15 protein-coding genes are annotated in these 17531 nt (G+C 68.8%); 3 read left to right on the top strand and 12 right to left on the bottom strand.

Features of this window, described 5'->3' with window-relative positions; translation table 11 throughout:
- From EV137_RS08080 to EV137_RS08120, 9 genes are all read right to left on the bottom strand, one after another.
- Nucleotides 1-1560 (bottom strand): DUF222 domain-containing protein (locus EV137_RS08080; RefSeq protein ID WP_134127529.1); only part of this gene is annotated, 1560 nt, incomplete at its 3' end.
- Between the two features lie 151 nt (nucleotides 1561-1711).
- The gene (locus tag EV137_RS08085) at nucleotides 1712-2401 is read right to left on the bottom strand and encodes a GntR family transcriptional regulator (protein ID WP_134127531.1); all 690 of its coding nucleotides are present in this window, start codon (nucleotides 2399-2401) and stop codon (nucleotides 1712-1714) included.
- A gap of 39 nt (nucleotides 2402-2440) precedes the next feature.
- Entirely contained in the window at nucleotides 2441-3697 is a 1257-nt protein-coding gene (locus EV137_RS08090) for an alpha/beta fold hydrolase (RefSeq protein WP_238175163.1), read from the bottom strand.
- A 20-nt stretch (nucleotides 3698-3717) separates the two neighbouring features.
- Nucleotides 3718-4542: an ATP-binding cassette domain-containing protein gene (locus tag EV137_RS08095; protein ID WP_134127535.1), complete on the bottom strand. Its 825-nt coding sequence runs from the start codon at nucleotides 4540-4542 to the stop codon at nucleotides 3718-3720.
- On the bottom strand, nucleotides 4539-5342 hold the full coding sequence (locus tag EV137_RS08100) for an ABC transporter ATP-binding protein (protein ID WP_134127536.1): 804 nt from the start codon (nucleotides 5340-5342) through the stop codon (nucleotides 4539-4541). The genes EV137_RS08095 and EV137_RS08100 overlap by 4 nt, the downstream gene beginning before the upstream one ends.
- On the bottom strand, nucleotides 5339-6322 hold the full coding sequence (locus EV137_RS08105) for an ABC transporter permease (protein ID WP_134127538.1): 984 nt from the start codon (nucleotides 6320-6322) through the stop codon (nucleotides 5339-5341). Before EV137_RS08105 ends, EV137_RS08100 begins: the two co-directional genes overlap by 4 nt.
- Nucleotides 6319-7266: an ABC transporter permease gene (locus EV137_RS08110; RefSeq protein WP_134127540.1), complete on the bottom strand. Its 948-nt coding sequence runs from the start codon at nucleotides 7264-7266 to the stop codon at nucleotides 6319-6321. Before EV137_RS08110 ends, EV137_RS08105 begins: the two co-directional genes overlap by 4 nt.
- Nucleotides 7263-8957, bottom strand: coding sequence for an ABC transporter substrate-binding protein (locus EV137_RS08115; protein WP_238175164.1), 1695 nt, complete (start codon nucleotides 8955-8957; stop codon nucleotides 7263-7265). Before EV137_RS08115 ends, EV137_RS08110 begins: the two co-directional genes overlap by 4 nt.
- A complete protein-coding gene (locus tag EV137_RS08120; protein WP_134127542.1) occupies nucleotides 8954-10918 on the bottom strand; it encodes a glycoside hydrolase family 127 protein in 1965 nt (654 codons plus the stop codon). The genes EV137_RS08115 and EV137_RS08120 overlap by 4 nt, the downstream gene beginning before the upstream one ends.
- A gap of 118 nt (nucleotides 10919-11036) precedes the next feature.
- Here EV137_RS08120 and EV137_RS08125 point away from each other — a divergent pair, with 118 nt between their 5' ends.
- Nucleotides 11037-11672 (top strand): hypothetical protein, encoded by a 636-nt coding sequence (locus EV137_RS08125; RefSeq protein ID WP_134127543.1) that lies wholly within the window; start codon nucleotides 11037-11039, stop codon nucleotides 11670-11672.
- A gap of 48 nt (nucleotides 11673-11720) precedes the next feature.
- The gene (locus EV137_RS08130) at nucleotides 11721-12386 is read left to right on the top strand and encodes a hypothetical protein (protein ID WP_133999432.1); all 666 of its coding nucleotides are present in this window, start codon (nucleotides 11721-11723) and stop codon (nucleotides 12384-12386) included.
- A gap of 15 nt (nucleotides 12387-12401) precedes the next feature.
- On the opposite strand, the gene EV137_RS08135 is transcribed toward EV137_RS08130, so the two are convergent.
- Nucleotides 12402-14924, bottom strand: a complete 2523-nt coding sequence (locus EV137_RS08135; protein ID WP_134127547.1) for a polynucleotide kinase-phosphatase — start codon at nucleotides 14922-14924, stop codon at nucleotides 12402-12404.
- The gene (locus EV137_RS08140; RefSeq protein WP_134127549.1) at nucleotides 14921-16333 is read right to left on the bottom strand and encodes a 3' terminal RNA ribose 2'-O-methyltransferase Hen1; all 1413 of its coding nucleotides are present in this window, start codon (nucleotides 16331-16333) and stop codon (nucleotides 14921-14923) included. Before EV137_RS08140 ends, EV137_RS08135 begins: the two co-directional genes overlap by 4 nt.
- A 217-nt stretch (nucleotides 16334-16550) precedes the next feature.
- Between EV137_RS08140 and EV137_RS08145 the strand changes: the two genes are divergently transcribed.
- Nucleotides 16551-16874 (top strand): hypothetical protein, encoded by a 324-nt coding sequence (locus EV137_RS08145; RefSeq protein WP_130380407.1) that lies wholly within the window; start codon nucleotides 16551-16553, stop codon nucleotides 16872-16874.
- 36 nt (nucleotides 16875-16910) lie between these two features.
- Here EV137_RS08145 and folE read toward each other — a convergent pair whose 3' ends face one another.
- Nucleotides 16911-17522 (bottom strand): GTP cyclohydrolase I FolE, encoded by a 612-nt coding sequence (gene folE / locus EV137_RS08150; protein ID WP_133999441.1) that lies wholly within the window; start codon nucleotides 17520-17522, stop codon nucleotides 16911-16913.
- Nucleotides 17523-17531: the final 9 nt, after the last annotated feature.

The following is a 17531-nucleotide window of genomic DNA, read 5'->3' on the forward strand; positions in this document are numbered from 1 at the left end:
ACCCGCGCTCGCATCAGCGCCCGCGCCCGCACCAATATCCCGGCCAGCACCGGCACCCACGTCAACACCCGCGCTCGCATCAGCGCCCGCGCCCGCACCAATATCCCGGCCAGCACCGGCACCCACGTCAACACCCGCGCTCGCATCAGCGCCCGCGCCCGCGCCAATATCCCGGCCAGCACCGGCACCCGAATCAGCACGCGCATTCAAACCTGCACTGGCGGTGCCGGTGGTGCTGTCGTCGGGGGTGGCCGGATCGGGATCGGGTCTGGCGCCCGGGGGTCCTGGGCTCGCGGCCGCCGGCGTAGGCGGTCCGGGATCCACGAGCGCACCGGCGTCAGGGTCGGCGGTGGGGTTGGTGGTGGGGCCGGCTGCGGGCGCGGCTACGTCGGTGGTGGTGTCGGGGATGGGGCCGGCTGCGGGCGCGGCTTCGTCGGTGGTGGGGTTGGTGGTGGGGGTGCTGCGTTTGGCGAGGGTGGTCATGGCTTGGAGGGTGACCCACATCTGCTGGATCTTGTCGGCGGTGTGCACGATCCACAACCCGGCCATGCCGTCGGCCAGCGGGACGATCTTGCAGGTCCGCTCGGCCACCGCGGCGCGGTGATCGTCGGCCGCTTGCGCGGTGGTGTGTTTGGCGACCTGGCGGCGCAGCGACTCCAGCAGGTTGCGATGGGTCTGCTTCGCGGCACGCTTCAGCACATGCGCCTGCACCGCCCGGGCCGCGTCATCGGGCAGGTCGCTGGTGGCCTCGCAGATCGCAAGCGCCTTGCCCCAGGTCAGGGCGCCGCAGCGCAGGCCCGAATAGGTGGCCGACAGGGTCGAGGTGAGCCGCAGCGCGGTGTCGACCCGTCGCCCCACGGTGTTGGGGGACAGGCCGAGTGCCAGCGCGATCTCGCCGTGCCAGGACCGCTCCGGGTCGACCGGGCGGCCCTTGGAATCGAGCTGGGTCGGGCGGGGCGCTTCGCGGTGTTCGGCGCGGCGCTGCCGGACGAACGATGCCGTCGCACTGGTCTTGATCGCCTCGCCCCAGCTGATCAGCCGGTCCGCGGCCTTCATCAACTCGATCAGCGCCATCGGCGACATCGCCTCCGGCCGGGTCACCTCCAACGCGACTGCCAGCGCACCGCCGGGCGGCAGGAATACCCAGGCCGGCGCCTCCCGGCGCAGCATCTCCCGCTCCGCGGCGTCCCGCTCGACCCCGTCCCACTCCTGCCACTCGAACTCATCGACACGGGAGTACCGGTTCCGGCCCAGCAGCTCGTCGAGTTCGGCGTCCAACTGGTCCTGCTCAGCGATGACCGCCGGGCCGCCGGGGAGCTCGGGATCGGTTGGGTAGACAAGGTCGTCCGGCACGTAGTCATCGGCGAGCGGCTCGTCATCCCAACCGCTCCATGGAGACCGGCTGACGGACCCACCGGGCGTGGAGGCGATCGTGGCCGCCTGGCCAGGAGCCGGCCCGGACGGACTCGGCGTGGAGAGGATCCCTGCCGCAGAGGGCGCGGCCGGTTCGGCGGGGACCTGGTGGTCGCCGCCGAGTTGGGTCATCGGCATCCCTCTCATGCGCCTATATTAGAACACCTGTTCGATCAGACCAAATCGAATCTGGCTCCGCGGACGCCCTGGAACATTGCAGGTCAGGGCCGCCGATCGAATCGTTGCTGGTAGCAACGAATCTCGGGGCACTGGCTGCTTGGGCTGCGGCTTTGCGCGCCTACCCGGCGGTGGAGTTGCGGGCCCACAGGCCTCGGACGTGGCCGATGTGGCGGCGCATCAGTTGCTCGGCGCCCTCGCCGTCGCCGGCCTCTACGAGGTCCAGCAGTTCGTGGTGTTCGGCAGCCGACGGGACCAGGCGGCCGCTCTCGACCAGCGGGGTCAGGCCCAGCAGGCGCGTCTGCGAGCGCAGGTCCGACACGACGTCGACGAGCTTCTGATTGCCGGAGTACGCGAGCAGCGTCACGTGGAAGACCCGGTCGGCCTCGATGTACGCGATCAGGTCGCCCGCCTGAGCCGCCACCACGATGTCCTCGGCCAGCCGCCGCAGCCGCGGGTAGTCCTTCGCGGGGATCGTCGGTACGACGTCCCGGATCGTCGGCGGCTCGATCAGCTGGCGTAGCGCCGCCAGGTTGTCGAGGTCCTCGTCGGACACGTCGGTGACCCGGAAGCCCTTGTTGCGCAGCGAGATCACCAGACCCTCGCGGACCAGGTCCAGCATCGCCTCACGGACCGGTGTCGCGGAGACACCGAACCGCGCGCCGAGCGTCGGCGCCGAGTACACCTCCCCCGGCTTCAGCTCGCCGGAGATCACCGCCGCCCGCAGTGCGTTGGCGACGCTGTCGCGCAGGTTCTCGCGTTGCGCCAGCCGCCGTACGCTCGGCAGCGGCCCGATCGAATCGGCAGCCATGGTTCACCTCCTGGGTCGCCGCCTATTGTGAAGCACCGGTCAGGCGGGATTCGGGATGCCACCCCCGATGGAGGCGACCAGCTCGGTGAGCCGCTCGAAGACCCGCTTCGTGCTCAACCCGTCGTGCTCGTACTCGTTCGTCACCCACGCCTGCACGTTGCCGACCCGGCGCGCGGTGTCCAACTGCAGCCCCGAGTCGACGTACATGTCGTCGAAATAAACCGCGGCCGCCACCGGTACGTCGTTCGCGGCGAGCCGCTCCAGGTCATACAGCTCCGGCCACCGCGGCCGCTGTGCCAGCACCTCGACCGCGCCCTGGAACGGCCGCAACCCGCGGATCTCCTCGAACATCCAGGGGTACATCATCTCGCCGGTGAACAGCAGCGGCCGCGCCTCCTCGGCGAACTCCGGATGCCGCGCCCGCTCCGCCTCGGCCGCCCACCCGGTCGCCCCGTCACCGGATCCGTAGATGCTTTCCTGCAGCGCGGCGAACAGCGGTTCCGCGAGGTACGACGACAATCCCAGCACCTGGCCGAGGAAGCCGTCGGACAGCTCGTCGCCGTCGAAGGCCTCGTCGATCAGCCAGTGGATGCGCTCGTACCCGGGTTTCATCCCGAAGTCGATCCCGAGCGACTGCAACCGGCGTACCGTCAGCCGATCGCCGTCCGGGAGGCGTACGTCGGACTCCGCCAGCCGGTCCGCGATCCGGCCGACCCGCTCCACGTTGTGCGGGTACCGCCGGTAGAACTCCCGGTTCTTGGCCGCCACCCGCGGATAGGTCCGCCGGTACACCTCGGCCGCCGACGGGTCGATCGACGCGAGCCCACCGGTCACGTAGCACGCGGTCAAGGCATCCGGCGCCTTGGACAAGTAGGTGAGGGTGAGGAAACCGCCGTAGCTCTGGCCGAGCGTCGACCAGCGGCGGCCGCCGAAGACCTTGTTCCGCAGTTCCTCGGCGTCCGAGATGATCGAATCCGCCCGGAAACACGCCAGGTAGTCGGCGCCTTCCTCGGCCGACATCGACGCCATCCGCTGCCCGCTGACCGGCGTACTCCGGCCCGTGCCCCGCTGGTCCATCAGCACGATCCGGTAGTTCTTCAGCGCGTGCTCGATCCACCCCGACACCCCGGTCGGCCGCGGCCCCCTCCCGCCGGGCCCGCCCTGGAGGTGCAGCAGGCACGGCAGGTCCTCGTCCTTCCGCGTCGGGTCGACCAACTCCCGCGCGAACACGGTGATCGACTCCCCCGGGTCCGACCAGTCGAGCGGCACGGAAAGCTCGTGCTCACGAACGTGCATGCCAGGAATCGTGTAGCTGATCATGAAGCTCTCTTCCCCCTGCGTCTGGCGTCCCATTCCGGGTTGATCCGCGGTACGGCGGCCAGCAGCGTCTTCGTGTACTCGTCCTGAGGATCCCCGAACACCTGGTCCCGTGTCCCTACCTCGACGATTCTGCCCCGGTTCATCACGGCGACCCGCTGCGAGATCTGCCGTACGACGGCCAGGTCGTGCGCGATGAAGACGTAGCTGAACCCGCTCTCCCGCTGCAGCCGCATGAGCAGCTCCAGCACCTGCGCCTGGATCGACACGTCGAGCGCCGACACCGCCTCGTCGCAGATCACCAGCTTCGGGTTCACCGCGAGCGCCCGGGCGATCCCGATCCGCTGCGCCTGGCCGCCGGAGAACTGCGCCGGGTACCGCCGGCAGTGGTCCGGGTTCAGACCGACCCGCTCCATCAGCTCCTGCGTGAACGCCCGCCGCCCGCCCTTCGGCGTGATCCCCTGGTACGTCAGCGGCGCGGTGATGATCCGCTCGACCGTGTACCGCGGGTTCAGCGACGAGAACGGATCCTGGAACACCACCTGCACGTTGTTCCGGAACGAGGCCAGCTCCTTGCCCCTGGCCCTCGTCACGTCCTGCCCGTCGAACACGACCGTACCGGCGGTCGGCTCGAGCAACCGGGCCGCGATCCGCGCGGTCGTGGACTTGCCGCTGCCCGACTCCCCCACGATCGCGAGCGTCTCGCCGAGCTCGACCTCGAAGCTCACGTCGTCGACCGCCGTGAACACCGACTTGCGAGCCATCGTCCCTTCGCCCCGGGTGACGAACTCCTTCGTCACCCCGCGCACCTGCAACAGTGTCATGAGAGCACCTCGTCATCGATCCGCGGTACGGCGTCCAGGAGCATCCGCGTGTACTCGTGCCGGGGATCCGAGAACACCTGCTCCGCGGTCCCGTACTCGACCGGATCACCCGCCTGCATCACCAGCACCCGCTGGGCGATCGAACTGATCACCGCGAGGTCGTGGGTGATGAACATCATCCCGGTCCCGGTCGTCGACTGCAGTTCGCCGAGCAGCTCCAGGATCTGCGCCTGGACGGTCACGTCGAGCGCGGTCGTCGGCTCGTCCGCGATCAGCAACGACGGCGAACAGCACAGCGCCATCGCGATCATCACCCGTTGCCGCATGCCGCCTGAGAACTGATGCGGGTAGTGGTCGACCCGCCGCGCCGCATCCGGGATGTGCACCCGCTCCAGCGCCTCGATCGCGACCCGCCGGGCGGCCCGCCGCGTTCCACCGCGATGGGTCCGGTACATCTCCTCGATCTGCAGACCAACGGTGTAGTAGGGATTCAGCGACGACAGCGGGTCCTGGAACACCATCGAGATCGCATTGCCACGCACGGATCTGAGGTCGCGGTCAGAGCGCCCGAGCAACTCGGCGCCGTCCAGCCGGACGCTGCCCGACGTACGGGCGCCACGCGGCAACAGCCCGAGTACGGCGAGGGCGGTCATCGACTTGCCCGACCCGGACTCGCCGACGATCCCGACCGTCTCGTCCCGGCCGACCGTGAACGACACGTTCTTCACCACGTCCACCGGCCCACGGCTGGTCGGCAAAGTGACAGTCAGATTGTCGACAACGAACAATTCGCCACTCACGATGACACCACCCGTACCCGTGGATCCAGTGCCGTGTACAGCAGGTCGACCACAACGTTGCCGATGACAACGAAGAAGGCGGCGAGCAGGGTGACCGCCATGATCACCGGCTGGTCGTTCTTCGCGATCGAGTCGGCGGCCATCTTCCCGATCCCGTTCAGCCCGAACACGGTCTCGGTGATCAGCGCGCCGCCGAGCAGTCCGGCGAAGTCCATCCCGAAGATCGTGGTGATCGGCGTCAGCGCGGGTCGCAACGCATGCCGGCGCATGATGAGCGCGCCGCTCAATCCCTTGGCGCGCGCGGTCCGGTAGTAGTTCTCAGCCAGCGTGTCGATGACATTGCTTCGGGTCAGCCGTGCGTACAGACAGGCGTAGCCGACAGCGAGCACGACCCACGGCATCAGGTACGACTCGAGCCACAGCAGCGGGTCGTCCGCGAACGGCACCGCCGACGGGAACGGCAGCAACTGCAGCTTCACAACGAGCACGTACTGCAGCACCAGCGCGAGCACGTAGTTCGGCACGCTTACCCCGCCGAGTGCGAGGCCCATCGCGGAGCGGTCCCACCACGTGCCCTGCTTGACCGCGCTGACCAGACCACCGATCACGCCGACGAGCAGCCAGAGTACGGCGGCACCGACCGCGACCGTGATGCTCACCGGAAGGCGCGCGGTGATCATGCTCCACACCGACTCGTTGGTTTGGAAGCTGTACCCGAGACACGGCGCCGAGCAGTGCACCGAGCCGTAGTCGCGACCCACGAAGATCCCGCTCAGGAAGTCCCAGAACTGCGTCAGGAGTGGCTGGTTGAGCCCGAGCACGTCGCGGATCGAGTCGATGCGCTCCGGCGTACACGTCTTCCCGCAGATCATCACCGCGGGATCCGGCGAGAGCTTGAAGAAGATCAGGTACGTGAACAGGCAGACGGCCAGCAGGATCAGTATGACGCCCCCGAGCCGGCCCAGGACGTAGCGCATCATGCTGCTTCTCCTTGGTCGATCAGGGTGCGGATCTTGTCGCCGAGGACGGTCAGCGACAGCACCGTGAGGAACAGGAACAGGCCGGGGATCGCGAAGAACATCGGGTCCACCGAGTACCAGCTCACCGAGCTCGAGATCATCTGGCCCCAGGACGCCGTCGGCGGCGAGACACCGACGCCGAGGAAGGACAGGCCCGCCTCGGTGCCGATGTAGCCGGGGATCGCGAGCGTCGTCATCACGACGATCGAGCCGCGCAGGTTGGGCAGGATCTCCCGGAACACCACCTGGGAGTCCTTCGCCCCGGACGCTCGCGCCGCCTCGACGAACTCACGGTTCGCCAGCGTCATCGTCTGGCCGCGGATCACCCGCGCCAGGTACGGCCAGCCGAACGCGCTGATCACTACAACCAGCAGCACCGGCCGGTTCCCGGACGGCAGCGACGACAGGATCGCGATCATGAAGATCAGCGCCGGGAACGCCATCAGGAAGTCCATCAGCCGGGAGATCACCTGGTCGACCCAGCCGCGGTAGAACCCGGCGAGCATGCCGAGCACGACGCCGAGGATCCCGGTCAGCAGGGTCGCCGACAGCGAGATCGTGATCGACACGCGCGCGCCGTACACGATCCGCGCGAACAGGTCGCGGCCGTTCTGCGGCTCGACGCCGAACCAGTGCGAGCCGCTGATCCCGCCGAGCGAACCGTGCGGTACGCCGCCGAGGTCGGAGTTGATCGCCGCCGAGTCGAACTGGTACGGCCCCCAGCCGCTGAGGTTGGTGATCAGCGGCGCGGCCACTGCCATCAGAACCACGATCGCGAGGAACACCAGGCACGCCAGCGCGCCCTTGTCCCGCGTGACCGCGGTGAGGATCCGCCGGCCCGAGGTGGGCGGTGCCGACGACGGCACCGCCTCCTCGACCTCGACGAGAGCCGGACTGGTTGTCACTTCCCGGCGTCCTTCAATCCGACCGACACCAGGTCGATACCGCCCGAGAACCCGTCGTGCAGGTAGGCGCCGCCGATGTTGCTGCCGACAAGCATCAGGACCTTCTCGTACAGCAGCGGGACGACCGGCGCCAGCGCCATGATCTGCTTGTCCAGTTCGCCGTACGCCTTGTTCGCCGCCTGGACATCGGTCAGCTTGGCGATCTCGTCGATCTTCGCGTTCACGCCCGGGTCGTTCAGCTGCGCCAGGTTGCTGTTGCCCTTCGGGGTGATGTTGCGGCCGTCGAACAGCGGCGGCAGGAAGGTCGCGCCGGACGGCCAGTCCGGGCACCAGCCGGTGATGGCCGCGTCGTGCTGCTGCGACGTCGTACCGATGACCTCGTAGTACGTCGCGGTGTCGATGGTGTTGATCTTCACGGTGATCTTCAGCGGCTCGAGCGCCTGCTGGATCGCGACCGCCATCGCCTGCATCTTGGGTTGCGCGCGGGTGTCGAGCGTCATCGTGAAGCCATTGGCGAAACCGGCCTCGGTGAGCAGCTTGCGGGCGCCGTCGACGTCACCCTTGTGGTCCGGGCTCGGGTACGGGTCGTAGTCCACCCGGCCGGCGATGGTAGGCGGCTGGATGCTGGTGGCGATCTCGGCGAGGGTCGATCCGCCGACCGCGTCCCGGACGGTCTGCTTGTTCACCGCGAGGTTGATCGCCTGCCGCACCTTCACGTTGTCCAGCGGCTTCTTCGTGGTGTTCAGCCCCATGTACGTCGTGCAGCCGCCGAGACCGCTCATCGTGCGCTCCTTGAGCTGCGGCGTCTGGATGCGCGCGACCGAAGCGGCCTGGATGGTGCCGGCGATCGCGTCGGCGTCCGTGCCCTGGCCGGCGATCATCCGCTCGTCGATCGTCGCCGGGTCGAGGCCGAACGTCCACTGGAACGCATCCGGGTTCGCCGACCGTACGTCGTCGGTCTTCTTGTCCCACTTGTCGTTGCGGACCACCTTGAGCGACGCGCCCGGCTTGTACTCGGACACCTTGTACGGACCCGACGCGATCGGCTTGCTGTCCAGCGCGTTGCCCGCGCCCTGGCCCTTCGGGACCGGCGTGAACGTGTTCTGCGCGACCACGCTGCCGAAGTCGGCGTACGGCTTCTTCAGGTGGAACACGATCGTCTTCGCGTCCGGCGTCGCGATCGTCGCCAGGTCACCCGACTTGTAGGGGCCTTGGTACGACGCGGGCGCCTCGATCAGCTGCTTCGCGTACGGCGAGCCGATGCCGATCTCCGGGTCCCACGCACGCGAGACACCCCACTTCACGTCGGCACTCGTGATCGGCGCACCGGTCTCGAAGAACAGGCCGTCCTTCAGCGTGAACGTCCAGGTCTTGCCGCCGTCGGACGGCTTGCCCGTGTCGGTGGCGAGGTCCGGCACGATCTTGGTGCCGTCGGCGCCCGGTGCGGCGCCCTGGGTGGTGAGCGTGCGGTAGATCAGCCGGTAGAAGTTGTTGACGCCGCCGTCGAAACCGCGGGCCGGGTCGAGGTGCGAGAAGGCCGCGTTCGCCAGCACCTGGAGTGTGCCGCCCTGCGCGGCCTTGGCGCCGGGCCCGGCGGATTCACCTTTGGCGCCGGAGGCACCGCCGCCGCACGCGGTCAGTGCGAGCGCGGCGGATGCCACGAGCCCCACCAGCATGGAAGTTCTCTTCATCGGTCGTCTCTTTCGGTTCGCAGCCACACACGCATGGCCAGGGCCTGACGGTTTCCCCAGAGGAAGTACGGCACGAACGTCACCGGTACCTCGTCGATGGCGGATCCTGGGGTCTGTTCTGTAAGCACGGGAGGGAGCACGGGAGGGAGCACGGGAGGGAGCACGGGAGGGAGCACGGGATAGAGCTCGGGAGGCGGCGCCGGCGCGACACCGGCGGTCAGTTCGAGGACGACATGGTCGTCCTGCTGCCGCGCGATCGCCTTGGTAACGGCGGCCGGCGTGAGCAGCAGGTCGTCGACCGGTACGGCGGCATCTTGTTGCTCGACGCAATAGACCAGCGGTCCGCGGGCGACGGCGATCGCGCCTCGGGTCGCGTCGAGGTACGGGTGCGATCCGTGCGCTCTCGGTGCCATCGGCAACGTCAGCCGCAGGACGTCGCCGGCAGCGAACGTCCGCCGGACAACGGCCCAGCCTTCCACCGCCGCGATCCGCTCCTCGCCGACCTCGCCTGCTTCAGCGACGCCGGCCGCAGCGGGCGCGGTCAGGTCGGCGCCTGCCGCCCACCGCGGGATGCGTAGGGCGATCGCCCGCTCCTCCGCCGGTGCGTGCTCGACGGTCAGCGTGATCTCGCCGTCCCACGGATAGTTGGTGGCGACCTTGACCGTGAGTTCACCCGCGGTGATGCGGGCGTCGGCGTAGATGCCGACGTACAACGTGTTGTCGCGGTGCAGCGCGACGTGGTCCTGGAGTTCGGACATCCAGCGGATGATGTTCGGCGGGCAGCAGGGACAGCCGAACCACGCGCGCCGGAGCAGTTCCCCGCCATCCTCCATCCCGGAGCGCTGCTCGTGGTCCGGACGGCGCTGCAACGGGTTGTCGTAGAAGAACGCCGTACCGTCGGCCGAAAGCCCTACGGCATAAGCGTTGTAGAGCACGGTCTCGTACACGTCGAGGTACGACGCCTTGCCGGTGGCGCGGAACATCCGCCACGCCCACTGCATCGTCGCGATCGCCGCACACGTCTCGGCGTACGCACGCTCGGACGGCAGCTCGTACCGGTCGCCGATCGCCTCGTCGGAGTGCCGGCTGCCGAGCCCGCCGGTGAGGTACAGCTTGGTCGCGACCATGTCGTCCCACAGCCGCTCCAGCGCTGCCAGCAGCGTCGGGTCGCCGGTCTCCAGGTGGACGTCGGCCGCGCCCGCCGCGAGATACGCCATCCGTACGGCGTGACCGGTGACGGACGGAAGCTCGCGGAACGGGACGTGGTCCTGGAAGTACTCGCCCGGGAAGATCGTGTGCTTGAGCTTCCCCCGACCACGCCGGTCGACGAACAGCCGCGCCTGGGTGAGGTAGTCCTCGTCGCCGGTTTCACGATAAAGCTCGACGAGCGCCATCTCGACCTCGGGATGCCCGTCGACAACCTCCTCGCCGTGTTCGCCGTACTTGTCGACGACGAGATCAGCGAAGCGCCGGGCGATTGTCAGCAATCTTCCATCGGACAATCGACGCTGCGCCGCGACGGCCGCCTGGATGAGGTGGCCGAGGTTGTAGAGCTCGTGGCCCCAGCCGAGGTCCGACCAGGGCTGTTTGGGCTGTTCCGGGTCCTGGAAGTACGAGTTCAGGTACCCGTCGTCGGCCTGCGCCTGCTCGAGCAGTTCGACGACCTCGTCGAAGAACTCCCGCGCTCCGGCCGGCGCCCCGTCTACCGCACCGTCGCGATCGACCTCGTAGGCGAGACCCTCCAGCGTCTTGTAGAGATCGGTGTCCAGGAACGGGTACCGCCCGCGGTACGGCCCGACCGACGGATCGGCCAGTCGCCGGAGATTCTCCAGGTTCCCGGCCTTGCGCAGCTCCGTGATCGCGTGCGGGATCGTCGCCTGCCGGTTCCGCCGCTGCCAGTCGTGCAGCAACCCTCCGGTCAGCTCCACGCTCAGCCCAAGGTTCTCTGTACCGTGTGACATTGCACAGACCCTAAGTGCAATGTCACACCTTGCCAACCCCCAACCCAAGACGTTTACACCCCGGAAACGATCCGCCCCGTCACGATCCGGTGGCCCTCTGCAGCGGCATCGTGTCTCCGTGACCGCCACACTCACCGATCTCCGCCGTCGACCCGCCAAGCCCGCCGGCAGCCTGTTCCGCGTCACCGCCGCTGTGAGCTTCCTGACCCTGCTCGTGCTCTGGGCGGTCTACGAGTGGTGGCCCTCGCCCGAGTTCGAGTCCTGCCACCGAACAGCGGGCGGCGAGCCCTGTCCCCCGAGCGTCGACTCTGTCGGGAGCGCGCTCGATCCGCCGTACCTCATCCTCGTGACGGCACTCGTGGAGCTCGTGGCGATCGGCGGCTACCTCGCACTCGCAGCGGCCCGCCGGACGCTCGACCTGCGCACCGGCCTCCGCTGGTCACCGGCCGCGGTCGCGGTCGTCGCCCTCGCCGTCGGAGGCTTCGGCTGGATGATGGACGGCGGCGATCTGAACGGTCTCGACTCCGTCGCGCCCGGGTTCCTGCTGCTGTTCGCCGGGTGGCTGCTCACTCCGCTGGTCTTGTACGGCGTTCATCGCGGCGACCGGGGTGCGGTGATCCTGGTCGTGATCGGTCTGGCACCGACAGCGGTCTGCAATGCGATGTTGGTCCAGGACTACCCAGCAGGCGCGCTGCCGGGCGTAATGCTCGTCGTGTCCACGGTGGTCGTCGTCATCGTCCGCCGCCGCGATTGAGCTCAAGTCCTCGGCCGGCGGAACGAGTGACCTTCTCGACCGCGCCCGATGGCCCTCCGCGGCGAGATCGTGTTCCTTGTGTCCGCCCAGCAACTCGATCTCCGCCGCCCGCCGCCGAGGCGCCCCGGCAACTTGTTCCACGTGACGGCGGCGGTGAGCTTTCTCAGCATTCCGCTGCTCTACGTTGCCTACCTCGTGGTTCCGCCGGAGAGGATTCCGTGTCAGGACCACGCCTGCCCGCCGTCGGCGGACGAGGTCGGGGTCGGACGCGCACCAGAGCCGTGGGAGGTCGTCCTCGCGGCCGCGAGCGCCGAGCTTGTCGTGATCGCTTGTTACCTCGCTCTGGCCGTCGCGCGAGGGACACTCGACCTACGTACCGGTCTGCGATGGTCACCTGCGGCGGTCGCCGTCGTGGCGCTCGCCGTCGGCAGTTTCGGCTGGCTGATGGACAACGGTGCCGGGCTCAGCTTCGACGCCGCCGAACTCACCTTCTTGCTCCTGCTCGGCTCATGGTTGCTCACGCCGCTGGTCCTGCACGTCGTGCATCGTGGCGACCGGCGCGCGGTGATCCCTGTCGTGATCGGCCTCGCCCCGACTGCCTTCGGCAACGCGCTCCTGATCAACAACGACCCGCTCGTCGTGCCCATGGCGCTGCCCGCGACGATGCTCGTGGTCGGTGTGATCACCGTCCTGGTCGTGCGTCGACGCCGATGAATCCAGCCTGGTGATTCAGAGGCGGGGGTCGATCGGTTCGGATTCGAGGGCCAGTACGGCGAAGACGCATTCATGGATGCGCCACAGGGGTTCTCCGCGGGCGGCGCGGTCCAGGGACTCCAGGCCGAGGGCGTACTCGCGGAGCGCCAGGGAGCGTTTGTGGCCGAGGTTGCGGTCGCGGAGGCGGGTGAAGTTCTCGGGCTCGGTGTAGTCGGGGCCGTAGATGAGCCGCAGGTACTCCTGCCCGCGCACCTTCAGCCCCGGCTGGGCCAGGCCCTTCGCCGTGCGGGTCAGGTTCGCGGCCGGCTTCACCACCATGCCCTCTCCGCCTGCCCCGGTCAGCTCCTCCCACCACGCGATCCCGGCGTCCCAGTTGTCCGCGTCCACGAACAGCCGCCGGGTCTGCGTGATCAACTCCGGGCCCGCGGCAACCATCCGGTCCGCAACGCCCAGGTGCCATGCGTGCGGCCGTTCCTGGTACGTCGCCCCTTCGGACGCAAGCACCTGGAACGGCGCGATACGCACCCCGTCGAGCCCATCGGTCGGCCAGCAGTACCGTCGGTACGCCGCGGTGAACCGCTCCGCATTCGCCGTACGGCGCTCGGCCGACGCCAGCAGATCGCCGACGTCGAGGCCGGTGGCCTGGGCGGCACGGAGCGCAGCGGTCGCTGCGGGCAACGACGTACGGGCGGCCGCTCCGACGGCGGCGTACTGATTCCGGAGGAGGTCCCCGGCCTTGGCGCTCCACGGCAGCAGCTCGGCGTCGAGCAGCAGCCAGGACGTGTCGAGTTCGTCGAAGACACCAGCAGCAGACGCGACAGCACGCAGCCGGAGCAGTAGCTCGTCGGTCAGCTCCGCGTCGAAGAACGACCGCCCGGTGCGAGTGTGGATCGCGCCGCGGCCGGCCAGACCGAACCGCTTCTCGGCCACGTCGTCGTCCCGCGTCAGCAGCACGACCGCCCGCGAACCCATGTGCTTCTCCTCGCACACCAGCTCGGTGACGCCCTGGCCCCGGAACGTCTCGAACGCCTGCCGCGGGTGCTCCAACAGCCCCGGCTCCGGCGAGGTCGCGACCGGGCTCATCGTCGGCGGCAGGTACAGCAGGAACCGCGGATCGATCGCGAACCGGCTCATCACCTCCAGCGCCGCGCCGGCCTGCTCGGCCCGGATGCTCAGCCGTCCGTGGGAAGCGGTCTCGATCACGCGGCGACCGGTCACGTCGGTCAGCTCGAGTACGTCGGGCTCGCGCGCCGGTGCCGTTGCCACATGCAACGGTTTCGCCGGCGCGTAGTACTCCTCGGCCGCTTTCACCGCCACCAGCTCCCGCTCGGGATAGCGCAGGGCGGTCAGCGATCCGCCGAAGACGCAGCCCGTGTCGAGGCAGATCGTGTTGTTGATCCACTCCGGCTCGGGCGTAGGCGTGTGGCCGTAGACGACCGTCGCGCGACCGCGGTAGTCCTTCGCCCACGGGTACCGCACCGGCAGCCCGAACTCGTCGGTCTCCCCCGTCGTCTCGCCGTACAGGCAGAACGAGCGGACGCGGCCCGACGTACGACCGTGCATCCGTTCGACGAGGCCGGCGTGCGACACGACGAGCTTGCCGCCGTCGAACACGTAGTGCGAGATCAGTCCGTCGATGAACGCCATGACCTCGTCGCGGAACTCCGGAGGCTCAGCGGCCAGCTGCTCCAGCGTGGTCTCGAGGCCGTGGCTGATCTTCACGTTCTTGCCCCGCAGCGCACGCAGCAACTTGTCCTCGTGATTGCCGGGGACGCAATAAGCGTTGCCGGCCGCAACCATTCCCATCACGAGCCGGAGTACACCGGGAGAGTCGGGACCGCGGTCGACGAGGTCACCGACGAAGATCGCCCGCCGGTCCGGGTGGACGGCGTCGACCGGCCGTCCGGCGTCGTCGCGGGTCAGCGTGTACCCGAGATCGGTGAGCAGCCGCTCCAGTTCGGGACGGCACCCGTGCACGTCGCCGATGATGTCGAACGGGCCGTTCTGGTCGGTGAGGTCGTTGTACAGCCGCGTCCGTTCGATGCTGACGGCATCGATCTCCTCGACGCTGTCCAGCACGTGAACCGTCCGGAAGCCTTCACGCTTGAGGCTGCGCAGGCCACGCTTCAGCTGCGAGCGCTGCCGGGCGATGACCTTCGACCCGAACTGCCGGTCGGACCGCTGCTCGTTCCGCTCGACACACACGCGCTCCGGCGGGTCGAGCACGATCGCGACCGGAAGTACGTCGTACTCGCGGGCCAGGTTCACGAGCTCCTTGCGGGCCTCCGGCTGCACGTTGGTGGCGTCGATGACCGTCAACCGCCCGGCGGCCAGTCGCTTCCCGGCGATGAAGTTGAGCACCTCGAAGGCGTCCTTCGTCGCGGCCTGGTCGTTCTCGTCGTCCGAGACGAGCCCGCGGCAGAAGTCGCTCGAGATCACCTCGGTGGCCAGGAAGTGCTTGCGCGCGAACGTCGACTTGCCGGAGCCGCTGGCACCGACCAGCACGATCAGACACAGAGCTGGTACGTCGATCGTCATCGAGCCTCCTCCCGGCGGAACAGTGCGAGCTGGGTCGGCGGTCCCACCTCAGGGTCCTCGGCGCCGACAGGCCGGAACTGCACGGTGTAGCCGAAGCGGTCCGCGACCTGCTGCGACCAGGTCCGGAACTCCGCGCGGGTCCACTCGAAGCGGTGGTCGGGATGGCGGAAATTGCCGGCCGGGAGGGACGGGAAGCGCACGTTGTACTCGCTGTTCGGGGTGGTGACGACCACCGCGGCAGGGCGTGCCGCGCGGAAGACCGAGTCCGCCAAGGCCGGCAGTCGTGGCGGGTCGACGTGCTCGACGACCTCCATCAGTACGACGGCATCGAGCCCGGCAAGCCGTTCGTCGGCGTACGTGACCGACGACTGCAGGAACGTCAGCCGGTCCCGCTGGCGATCCGGCAGGTCGTCGTAGTGCAACCGCCGCTTGGCCGCGATCAGCGCCCGCGCCGACACGTCGGTCGCGATCAGCTCGCCGATCATCGGGTCCTTCAGCAGCTCGCCGACGAGCGCACCCTCACCACAGCCGATGTCCGCGATCCGGCGAGCACCGAGCTCCCGCAGTACGCCGGCCACCGTCGTACGCCGCTCAACGGCCAACGACACCGAGCCCTCGCCTGGACCGTCCTCTGCGCCCTCCTCCGGCAGTTCGACCCCGTCCACCTCAGCCAGCCGTTCGAGGACAGCGTCCGCCAGGTAGCGCCGGTGCGCGAGGTAGCGGCGCGAGATCAGATCCTTCTCGGGATGCGCGGCCAGCCAGCCCTCGCCGGCGCGGACGAGTTTGTCCACCTCGTCCGACCCGACCCAGTAGTGCTTGGCGTCATCGAGGACCGGGAGCATCACGTACAAGTGCTTGAGTGCGTCGGCCAGCCGCAGTACGCCGGTCAGCCGCAGGTCGACGTACCGCGAATCACCCCACGCCGGGATCTGCGGATCGAGCGGCACCGGACGGGCGTCGACGGTCCAGCCGAGGGGCGCGAAGAACCGCTCGGCGAGGTCGGCGCCGCCGTTGCACGGGAGCGCCGGGACGTGGATCTCGAGCGGGATCGGGCGCGCGGCGAGATCCGGGCGGGCGTCGCAGCGGCCGTTCATCGCCGTACGGAAGAGTTTTCCGAGCGCGACGGCGAGCAGGCTGGAGGCGGCGTACGGGCGGTCGTTGACGTACTGCCCGAGGGTGAAGCCTTCGGCCGCCTTGCCGCGGCCGGCCTTCACCAGGCCGATCGGGTCGATGTCGAGCAGCACCGCCGCCGTACAGCGCTCGCCGGTCGCCTCCGGGTAGAAGACATGGGCCGATCCCCCGGTGACGTCGATCGCCTGCGGACGGGCCGGGTTCTTGTGCAACAGGAACCCGAAATCGCTTGCGGGCGCGTCCACTCCGGCCAGATCGGTGCCAATCGTCAGGAACACCGTGGTATTCGATCACGGGTCGAGGATTGAGACACGCGGATTCAGGTCTGGCGTGTTCGGGGGTTTGGTTCTAGCTTGTTTTGAGAAGATGAGTCGCTACAGACCGTCCTTCCCCGCTGACAGTCGGTAAATGTCCCCGGTTTGTGGCGAGAGCCCAACCACGCCGCTACGGGGAAAGGATCATGGCAGCTCTCTCACTCCACACGGGGTGTCACCGGTGAAACCCCAGACGTTCGAACTCGTTCGCTACACCGACATCAGTGGGGTTTCCGGAACCGGCGTCGTCGCCGAAGGCTGTGTGTTCACCGACGGCTCGGTCGCCCTGCGCTGGCACGGCGCGAACCCGTCGACGGCCGTCTGGCCGGACCTGGACTCCATCCTCGCCGTTCACGGCCACTGCGGCGCCACCGTCGTGCGCTGGCTGGACGTCTCCGAGATGGAACCGGTCCCGGGCACCGACCTCCTGCCCGGCGAGCTCACGCACATCCTGGCCACCGGTCGCCGCACCCACCACCACCCGTCGGCCGCCGCGTCGGCCTGACCAAGTCGACCTACTCAAAGCTTCGCCTGGCTGCCCTTACGGGGTGAGGCCGGTCAGCGCGAAGAACTCCTGCCGCGAACTGGGGCTGTCGCGAAGGACCCCGTGCAGCGAGGACGTGACCGTCCGCGAGCCTGCCGCGCGTACGCCGCGCAACGACATGCACTGGTGCTCGGCCTCGATCACCACGCCGACGCCCTTCGGGTCGAGGTGGTCCTTGAGCCAGTCGGCGACCTGCTTGGTGAGCCGCTCCTGCACCTGGAAGTCGCGCGCGAACAGCTCCACCACCCGGGCCAGCTTCGAGAGCCCGAGGATCCGGTCGCCAGGCAGGTACCCGACGTGGGCGACACCCTGGAACGGCAGCAGGTGGTGCTCGCACAGCGACTGCACCGGGATGTCCTTGGCCAGGACGAGCTCGTCGTACCCCTCGTCGTTCGGGAAGGTGGTCAGCTCGAACTCCCGCGGCGTCAGCATCTCGGCGTACGCGTTCGCGACCCGGCGCGGGGTGTCCGCCAGGTGCGCGCTCTGCGGGTCCCGCCCGAGCGCGGTCAGCAGGTCCGCGACCGCCCGCTGCGCGGCGGGCAGGTCGATCTCCTCCCGGCGCGCGACGATATGGAGGGGGACGGACTCGAGGTCGGCCGAGATCGCCATCTACACACT

The organism is Kribbella pratensis, assembly GCF_004366075.1.
Classification (GTDB): domain Bacteria; phylum Actinomycetota; class Actinomycetes; order Propionibacteriales; family Kribbellaceae; genus Kribbella; species Kribbella pratensis.

Coding starts and splice junctions, on each gene's coding strand:
- EV137_RS08085 (WP_134127531.1), bottom strand. CDS start 2,401: ATGGCTGCCGATTCGATCGGGCCGCTGCCGAGCGTACGGCGGCTGGCG.
- EV137_RS08090 (WP_238175163.1), bottom strand. CDS start 3,697: ATGCACGTTCGTGAGCACGAGCTTTCCGTGCCGCTCGACTGGTCGGAC.
- EV137_RS08095 (WP_134127535.1), bottom strand. CDS start 4,542: ATGACACTGTTGCAGGTGCGCGGGGTGACGAAGGAGTTCGTCACCCGG.
- EV137_RS08105 (WP_134127538.1), bottom strand. CDS start 6,322: ATGATGCGCTACGTCCTGGGCCGGCTCGGGGGCGTCATACTGATCCTG.
- EV137_RS08115 (WP_238175164.1), bottom strand. CDS start 8,957: ATGAAGAGAACTTCCATGCTGGTGGGGCTCGTGGCATCCGCCGCGCTC.
- EV137_RS08120 (WP_134127542.1), bottom strand. CDS start 10,918: ATGTCACACGGTACAGAGAACCTTGGGCTGAGCGTGGAGCTGACCGGA.
- EV137_RS08130 (WP_133999432.1), top strand. CDS start 11,721: ATGGCCCTCCGCGGCGAGATCGTGTTCCTTGTGTCCGCCCAGCAACTC.
- EV137_RS08135 (WP_134127547.1), bottom strand. CDS start 14,924: ATGACGATCGACGTACCAGCTCTGTGTCTGATCGTGCTGGTCGGTGCC.
- folE (WP_133999441.1), bottom strand. CDS start 17,522: ATGGCGATCTCGGCCGACCTCGAGTCCGTCCCCCTCCATATCGTCGCG.